Genomic DNA, 7,942 nt, shown 5'->3' with positions numbered 1-7,942 from the left:
CCGGCCGCCCCACCTCACCCCCCGCCGCGACGAGCAGTTGGACCGCCATGCTTCCCACGCCGCCCGCCGCGCCGTTCACGACCACGGTCTCGCCCCTGGTGATCCGCAGCGGAGCGAGTGCGCGCCGGGTGGTCTCGGCACCCGTGGGGATGGTGACGGCATGCTCGAAGCTGAGACCGTCGGGCACCCGGGCGACGGTGTCGGCCCGGCTCAGCGCGTATTCGGCATAGGAGCCGGTCGCCGCGAATCCTGCGACGCGGTCCCCGACGGCGATCCCCTGCACGCCGTCGCCCACGGCGTCGACGACGCCGGCGAGTTCGTTCCCGAGGATGGCGGGGAAGGTCGTCGGCATTACCTCGGCCATCCACCCCTTCCGGATCTTGGTCTCGAGGGGGTTGATGCCGATGGCGCGGACGCGGATGCGGACCTGGCCTGTTCCCGGGACGGGGAGGGGGGCATCCCTCGGTACGAAACCGTCCTCCGTGCCGAAGCCGTCGAGGACGAGGGCCCTCATGGTGGCTTCTGCCCGGCCCTGCCGGCCTGCCGGGTCGGCGGGAAGGATGTCCGCGTCGGTCGTGGTGTTCGTGGTGTTCGGAATGTTCGTGGTGGGGGTCGGGGTGTCCATGGTGCTCTCCTGGATGGGGGTGGGTTGGTGAAGGACACAACTACGTTGCCAACCACGTAATTCCCCGGTTCCCACCTCGGGCTCCAGAAGGTCGCCCGGGAACAGGGCAGGGGCCGGACTCCCGAAGGAATCCGGCCCCTGCGTGGGTCCTGGGACTACAGAGTGCCTCGACGATCCCTCGGGTCGCCGTCGGCCAGTGTGTCATCCCGGAGGCCCTGGCTCTCGGAGGGGACTCCGGTGCCCGGGACGCCGTCCGCTGCGGGGACGGGGTCGACGTCGATGACGTCCACGTCGTCGACCACCGGGGTGGTCTCGGGGACGACGGGCGCGGCGTCGACGACGGGGACCGTCTCCACGACGGTCTCCTCCTCGTCTTCCTTGCCCTTGCTCGCTGCCGCTGCGGCCACGCCGGCCACGGCAGCTGCCGCGGCTACCCCGACTCCCGCCGCGACCTTGCCGGATACGCCGGCCTTTCCGCTGTCACCGCGTGACTGCTCGGCGTCATCGACCGTGGGGGTCCCGGGCTGCCCGGCGACCGTCCCACGCCAGGCGCCGGTGGCGTAGCTCTCCGACTCGATGAATTCCTTGAACCTGTGCAGGTCGGCCTTGGCCTGGTTCTCCACGACGTTGAGCTTGTCGCCCACCTTCTCGACGAGGCCCTCGGGCTCGTACTCGAGTGTGAGGTTCACACGCGTGGTGCCGCCGAGGTCCTCGAAGGAGACAGTGCCGGCATTGGTGGCACCTTCCGTGGCAGCCCAGGAGACCTTACGGTCGGGCACCTGCTCGAGGACCCTCGCCTCCCACTGCCGGCGGATGCCACCGATCTCCGCGACCCACTCGAGACGGTCGTCGCTGAGCTGGGTGATCTGCTTGATGCCGCCCATGAAGTGCGGGAACTCCTCGAACTGCGTCCACTGGTTGTACACGGTCGTCACTGGAAGATTCACTACAACGGTTTCTTCGACCTTCGTGCTCATCATGCCTCCCTTGTCTGGGGTGGGTACGGTCACTGACCAAATCATCAGCATGCTTAGCATATGGTGTGGTCGGGACTATTGCCAGTACCGGTCGTGCGGCGGTGCGTGCCTGCACCGTCCTCGCGGTCCTCAGGAGGGCAGGTCGCCGATGCTCACGTACTTGCGCCGCCAGTCCCTGCCCTCCTCGCCGCCGTACAGCGTCCAGTACTCGCGGCCGGAGGTGATGACGCCGTCGGCCACGGTCCAGATGGACACGACCCGGAAGATCCCGACGTCCTCCTGCGGTACCTGGACCTCGGAGACGACGACGTCACCGGTGTCGTAGACGTTGAGGACGTCGATGCTCCACCCGTTCGGATGCTCGGAGTTCACGGCCACCATGTTGTCCCGGCCGCGGATGACCTCGCGTGTCACGGGCCAGAACACCTCCACGTCCTCCGCGAGCACCTGGCCCACCGCGTTCCAGTCCCTGCTCCACACCGACGACCAGTACCGTCGGACGACCTCGGTAGATTCCATAGGCCGATGCTACCGGCGTAGGTCGCCGCTCAGGTGGCCCAGGTGTGCGGAGACGGAGGCTTCGAAGCCCTCGACCGTGCGCGCGACGGCCTCGGCCGGGGGAGTGTCCCAGATGTCCTGGTTGAAGAGCTCCACCTCGATGTCGCCTGCGTAGCCCGCGGCCTGCACGGCCCGGGTGATGCCGGCGAAATCGATGACGCCGTCCCCGGGGTAGTGGCGCGACAGCAGGACGTCCGCCGCGAGGGGCGTCTTCCAGTCGCACACCTGGTAGCTCGCGATCCGGCGCTCCGCTCCTGCCCGCTCGATCTGCGGGAACAGTTCGGGATCCCACCACACATGGAAGGTGTCGACCACGACGCCGACGGTCGCGGGGGAGAAGGGCGCGGCCAGGTCGAGGGCCTGCTTGAGGGTGGAGATGACGGCGCGGTCCGAGGCGTACATGGGGTGGAGTGGCTCCAGGGCGAGCGTGACACCTGCCGCCTCGGCGTCGGGGGCCAGTTCGGCGAGGGCATCGTGCACCATGGAGCGGGCACCCGCGATGTCCCTCGATCCCTGCGGGATCCCGCCGGCGACCATGACGAGGATCGCCACGGACCCGGGGGCACCCGAGGCCGCGAGGTGCGCGGTCTCCTCGATCGCCCGCCGGTTGTCGTCCATGGCCGCACGGCGTGCACGGCCCTCCGGCACGGTGAAGAACCCGCCGCGGCAGAGGCTGGAGAAGCGCAGTCCGGAGTCCGCGAGCAGCCGCCCGGCCTCGGGCAGCGATGCGGCCTGCACGGAGTCGCGCCACAGTCCGATACTGGTGATCCCGGCGTCGGAGGTCACCTGCAGGGCGTCGGCGAGCGGGGCGTACTTGATGGTGGCCTGGTTGATGGACAGGCGCCCGTTCGGCGTGCTCATGCTGCCACCCCGCCCACGGCGAGCAGCGCGTGCCAGCGTTCGCGGGCGAGCTCCGGCTGCTCGAGGGCCCCGCACTCGTTGGCGAGGCGGACGATCTCCGACAGGTGCGGCAGGCTCCGGGCGGCCTGCAGGCCACCGACCATGCCGAAACCGGCCTGGTGTCCGTTGAGCCAGCTGAGGAAGGCCACCCCCGTCTTGTAGTAGAACGTGGGTGCCGAGAAGATCTGGCGTGACAGGGCTTCGGTGGGGCCGAGGATCCGCCCGTACGCCGCACTGTCATCGGCGTCGAGCGCCTGGACCGCTGCCGAGGCGTGCGGACCGAGGGCCGCGAAGGCGCCGAGGAGTGCATCGGAGTAGCCCGAGGCGTCCCCACCGATGAGGGAGACGTAGTTGAAGTCGTCCCCGGTGAACATGCGTGCCGGTGCGTTGAGCTGTGACCGAACGGCCCGCTCGGAGTCCGCGTTCAGCAGGCTCATCTTCACGCCGGCCACCTTGTCGGGCGAGTTCGCGATGATCTTGAGGAGGGTCGACGACGCCGCATCGGTGTCCGACGAGCCGAAGTAGCTGCCCAGCTCGGGGTCGAACGCACTGCCGAGCCAGTGCAGGATCACGGGGGCGCCGGCGGCGGCGAGGACCTCCGAGTACACCCTCTCGTAGTCCTCGGCGGTACGGGCGGCACGTGCGAGGTGGCGGCTCGCCATGAGCACGACGGAGGCGCCCGCGTCCTCGGTGAAGTGGAGCTGCTCCTTGTAGGCGTCGATGACCGCCTCGAGCCCGATCACGGCGTCGTCGACGTGGTCGGTGTTCACGCCGACCACGAGGGCACCGTCCACGGAGCGCGCTTCCGCGGCGCTGCGCGAGATGAGCTCGCGCGTCGCCGCGGCGTCGAGCCCCATGTTGCGCTGCGCGGTGTCCATGGCGTCCGCGACGCCGAGGCCCCACGACCACAGGTGGTGCCGGAAGGCGAGGGTCGCGTCCCAGTCGAGGTCCGCGGGCGAGCCGGGGACGTTGTCCGCCGTGGCCCGGGGCACCACGTGCGCCGCCGCGTACACCGTGCGGCTGCTCAGGGGCGCCGCGGGCTTCGAGAACGCCGGCGCGGGATTCAGTTCGACGGTGGAGGTGGCCCCGACCGCGTCGACGAGCGTGATCATGCCAGCGTGATCGCTTCCTCGAGCGAGGACGCGGTGGTGCGCACGTCCTGCAGGTCGAGTCGTCGCCCGGTGCGCGAGCTCTCCAGCCCCTGCTCCGCGAGGTACATCCCGCGTGCGCCGGCCAGGAAGTCGTACGGGTGCGGGCCGTCCTCCAGCACGTGGCGCAGGAACTCCTCCCACTGGGTCTTGAAGCCGTTCTCGAACACCTCGTTGGTGGGCACGTCGATCCAGTCGGCGTCGTAGTCGTGGGTGTCCTCGAGATCGGGGTTCCAGACGGGCTTCGGGGTGGCGTTGCGCGGCTGGATCTTGCAGCCGAACAGCCCGACGACGGCGGATCCGTGCGTGCCGTCCACCTGGAACTGCACGAGCTCGTCACGGTTCACGCGTACGGTCCAGCTCGAGTTGAGCTGGGCGACGATGCCGCCCTCGAGCTCGAACACCGCGTAGGCGGCGTCGTCGGCCGTGGCGCTGTAGGGGCGGCCCTGCTCGTCGACGCGCTCGTCGATGTGGGTGACGGCGCGGGCGTAGACGGACTCGACCTTCCCGAAGAGGTTCTCCAGTACGTAGCTCCAGTGCGGGAACATGTCGACGACGATCCCGCCGCCGTCCTCCGCACGGTAGTTCCAGCTGGGGCGCTGCGCGTCCTGCCAGCCTCCTTCGAAGACCCAGTAGCCGAACTCGCCACGGACGGAGAGGATGCGGCCGAAGAAGCCGGAGTCCACGAGCCGTTTGAGTTTCTGCATGCCGGGGAGGTACAGCTTGTCGTGCACCACGCCGTTCTTGATGCCGGCGGCCTCGGCCAGGTTCGCGAGTTCGAGGGCGTCCTCGGCGGTCTCGGCGGTGGGCTTCTCGGTGTAGATGGCCTTGCCGGCGGCGATCGCCTTCCGGATCGCCGCGGAGCGCGCCTTGGTGACTAGGAAGTCGGCGTAGATCTCCCAGGTGGGATCCGCGAGGACGCTGTCGAGGTCGGTGGAGTAGTGCTCGATGCCGTGCTTCGCGGCGAGCTCGGCGAGCTTGGCCTCGTTGCGGCCCACGAGGATCGGTTCGACCTGGACCCGGGTGCCGTCCGCGAGGAGGACTCCGCCCTGGTCGCGGATGGCGAGGATGGAACGGACAAGGTGCTGGCGGTATCCCATGCGTCCGGAGACGCCGTTCATGATGATCCCGATTGTCCTCGTTGACATTGATACTCCTTGGGTCCGGCGGTGACGCTGTTTTGGAAAGCGTTTACCCAGAGTGTAGGGGAAGAAGGAGGAGGTGACAATAAGCGGCCGGGGGAGGGTCAGCGGCCCGGGCCGGGACGGCCAGGGATCTCGCGCCGGGTGCACTGGTCCGGGCGCACCCACGCCTCGCGGGCGATGGAGAATTCGACCCATTGGGCGCGTACCGCCGAAACGGTCCACGCCATGGCGAATGCACGGACGGTCTGCCGGGAGCCGTCGGGGTACTCGAGGTCCACCCAGAGGGCCGGCGCGGGGGAGACGGACTCGGTGATCCCCTCGGTGGGTGCTGCGAGCTGGAGCGGGGCCATGAACCGATGCGTGGTCGGCGGGAGGCCGTGCCAGCCGGCGGCCCTAGCCACGCCCACCCGTGCGCACCGCGGGGTGCCATGCCGGCTTGTCCATGCGCCCACTCTACGAGGGCGACGGGCGGGAACCTGAGCGGGTGCGCTCAGGCGGCGTGCGCCGCCGAGGGCTTCAGGTCCCGACGCCGGCACCGTGCGGCGTCGACCCACGCTTCCCGCGCCCGTGAGTACTCGATCCACTGGGCACGCACGGCCGTGTCCGTCCAGGCCATGGCGAAACCCTTCCGGGTGCAGATGGAGCCGTCGGGGTAGTCGAGATCCACCCACAGTGCGGGCGATCGCAGGGGCTCCGTGATGCCGGTGGAAGGAGTATCGAGCTGGAGCGGTGGGATGAACCTGTCAGCGCTGGGAGGGATGCCGTGCCACCCCGGTCGTTCTGCCATGCGACGAGGGTATGCCGCGGGTCCGACACTCGATCACGGCGACGGGGCGTCCCCGGTTCCCGCGTGCGCCCGGACGAGCTCGTCGCCGAACGGTGCGCGGCGCCTGGGGGGCAGCTCGTCGATGAGCTCGTTCACGGCGAGGGCGAGCAGGTCGCATTCGAGGGCGGGCATCGGCATCAGGCCCGCCAGGTAGGCCTCCACCTCGTACTCGTCCACCTCGCCGCTCAGCGAGAAGTAGTGGAGCCACACCTCACCCGTCGAGAAGCCCGATTCGACGATGGCCGCGGTGATCATCGCCCGCTGTTCCTCCGAGTAGGGGAATGTCATCGGGACGCATCCTCCGATCCGTGGTCACCGTGACCGTTCACGATGTCCGCGGTGAGTTGCCGGAACGGCACCCCGGTGATGCGGGCACGGGCGGTCAGTGCCGTGAGTGCCTCCGACTCGGTAAGGCCCTCGCGTTCCATCAGGATCCCCTTCGCGATGCCGACGAGGTCGCGCGAGCGCAGCGACTCGCGCAACTCGCTGCTGATCCGGGTCGACGTCTCCGACGTCTGCACGTGTCCGAGCAGGGCGGAGGCGGCGATCGACAGGCTCGTGAGGCGGGCACGGTCGGCGTCGTCGAACGCGGCGGGGACGGTCGAATAGACCTTCATGGCGCCGAGGGAGTCGCGGCCCCTCAGGAGGGGCACGCTGAAGCAGGACCGGACGCCGGCGTCGGCCGCCGCCGCGCTCCACTGCGGGAACCGCACGTCGGTGCTCGTGTCGTCGATCGTCACCGGCGACCGTGTGGACCACGCCGTCAGGCACGGTCCCTCGGACAGGGTGTACTGGAGATCGTCGGCAGTGCGGACGAGCGCGTCCGTCGCGCCCACGCTGGTCCGCTGCGACTCGTGGATGAGTGACACGCCCGCGCCCGACGCATTGGGTGTCGTCTCCTGCGCCACCTGTGCGAGGAGGTCGACGGCGTGCTGCGCCGTCTCCTGCGTGAGCACGAGTCCGCGGATGCGACCGAGCGTCGCACCCAACTCGTTGGAGGGGGGAAATAGGTCCATCAGTAGCCTCGAACGTCATGCCGGGCCTGATCCCGGCGCCACGGGCCTTCTGCTAGACCACGATCGCACGTTGCCGCCGATCCGCTGCTCCCATCCTAGCCGGGCGGGAGGGGAATGGGCGCCGTGATGCAGATGGTTGTTGCGGCGGACACCGCGTGCGGGTAGGTGCTGCACGCCGGGGCTGCCGGCCGGCTCGGTGCGGGGCCGGTCCACCCCGTGGCAAGGCATCCGTCACCTGCTTTTCATCTCGTGGAGGCAGGTGTCTGGTTAGGATTGTCTCGACGATGCCACCGACACCGCGCCTCGGACGAGCCGTCCGGAGGCCGCCCTGGAGGAGGTGCGCCGGAGTCGATGCCGTCGAGCCAGGAAGTGAGGTACGCGCAACGCCATGACGAACGGTGATCTGCAGAAGATCCGCGTCGCAGCAGCGGACAAGGAGGATGTCGAGTTCGAGCTCGACCGCGCCGAGCTGATCCTGAAGGAAGCCGTGACCGAGGCGCTCAGCCACGGCGAGGACATCGAGGTCGTCGCCGAGGTCGCCGAGCTGCCGCTGGACGACGTCTCGGAGCTGGCCCGCCGGACGGCCGCACCCGGGCCGATCCTGCCCCTGTGATGCCCCGTCCTAACGACGCGGCGTACTGCCCCTGATGATCGTCTCCGTGGGGATGGGGGCCGGACCTGTGCCGTTTTCCGCGACTGCGCCGTCATAGGCCGTTCCCGTCGCGAGCTGGAGGGCACGCCGTCCGA

At 69.4% G+C, this 7,942-nt stretch carries 11 protein-coding genes; 1 reads left to right on the top strand and 10 read right to left on the bottom strand.

Translation table 11 applies throughout. The features are described from left to right. From CVO76_RS10835 to CVO76_RS10790, 10 genes are all read right to left on the bottom strand, one after another. Nucleotides 1-625, bottom strand: a 625-nt coding sequence (locus CVO76_RS10835) for an NADP-dependent oxidoreductase (protein WP_208739244.1), incomplete at its 3' end; no start/stop codon positions are given. Nucleotides 626-780: 155 nt separating this feature from the next. Further along, the gene (locus tag CVO76_RS10830) at nt 781-1,572 is read right to left on the bottom strand and encodes an SRPBCC family protein (protein ID WP_432206094.1); all 792 of its coding nucleotides are present in this window, start codon (nt 1,570-1,572) and stop codon (nt 781-783) included. 159 nt (nt 1,573-1,731) lie between these two features. Next, entirely contained in the window at nt 1,732-2,121 is a 390-nt protein-coding gene (locus CVO76_RS10825) for a nuclear transport factor 2 family protein (RefSeq protein WP_208739242.1), read from the bottom strand. A gap of 9 nt (nt 2,122-2,130) precedes the next feature. Further along, on the bottom strand, nt 2,131-3,021 hold the full coding sequence (locus CVO76_RS10820) for a sugar phosphate isomerase/epimerase family protein (RefSeq protein ID WP_208739241.1): 891 nt from the start codon (nt 3,019-3,021) through the stop codon (nt 2,131-2,133). Further along, complete coding sequence (locus CVO76_RS10815; RefSeq protein WP_208739240.1) at nt 3,018-4,172, bottom strand: dihydrodipicolinate synthase family protein; 1,155 nt, start codon at nt 4,170-4,172, stop codon at nt 3,018-3,020. Before CVO76_RS10815 ends, CVO76_RS10820 begins: the two co-directional genes overlap by 4 nt. Next, the gene (locus CVO76_RS10810; RefSeq protein WP_133082468.1) at nt 4,169-5,356 is read right to left on the bottom strand and encodes a Gfo/Idh/MocA family protein; all 1,188 of its coding nucleotides are present in this window, start codon (nt 5,354-5,356) and stop codon (nt 4,169-4,171) included. The genes CVO76_RS10815 and CVO76_RS10810 overlap by 4 nt, the downstream gene beginning before the upstream one ends. A gap of 98 nt (nt 5,357-5,454) precedes the next feature. After that, nucleotides 5,455-5,703, bottom strand: a complete 249-nt coding sequence (locus CVO76_RS10805; protein WP_208739239.1) for a hypothetical protein — start codon at nt 5,701-5,703, stop codon at nt 5,455-5,457. Between the two features lie 140 nt (nt 5,704-5,843). Then, nucleotides 5,844-6,140 carry a hypothetical protein gene (locus CVO76_RS10800; RefSeq protein WP_208739238.1) on the bottom strand — a complete coding sequence of 99 codons (297 nt, stop codon included), beginning with the start codon at nt 6,138-6,140 and terminating at the stop codon, nt 5,844-5,846. Nucleotides 6,141-6,173: 33 nt separating this feature from the next. Continuing rightward, nucleotides 6,174-6,467 (bottom strand): hypothetical protein, encoded by a 294-nt coding sequence (locus CVO76_RS10795; protein ID WP_208739237.1) that lies wholly within the window; start codon nt 6,465-6,467, stop codon nt 6,174-6,176. After that, entirely contained in the window at nt 6,464-7,195 is a 732-nt protein-coding gene (locus CVO76_RS10790) for a GAF and ANTAR domain-containing protein (RefSeq protein ID WP_208739236.1), read from the bottom strand. Before CVO76_RS10790 ends, CVO76_RS10795 begins: the two co-directional genes overlap by 4 nt. 388 nt (nt 7,196-7,583) lie before the next feature. Here CVO76_RS10790 and CVO76_RS10785 point away from each other — a divergent pair, with 388 nt between their 5' ends. Then, the gene (locus CVO76_RS10785) at nt 7,584-7,808 is read left to right on the top strand and encodes a hypothetical protein (protein WP_208739235.1); all 225 of its coding nucleotides are present in this window, start codon (nt 7,584-7,586) and stop codon (nt 7,806-7,808) included. The last annotated feature ends 134 nt before the right edge of the window (nt 7,809-7,942 follow it).

Source organism: Arthrobacter agilis, assembly GCF_002953615.1.
GTDB lineage: Bacteria > Actinomycetota > Actinomycetes > Actinomycetales > Micrococcaceae > Arthrobacter_D > Arthrobacter_D agilis_B.
This window is presented reverse-complemented; position numbering and strand designations above follow the sequence as displayed.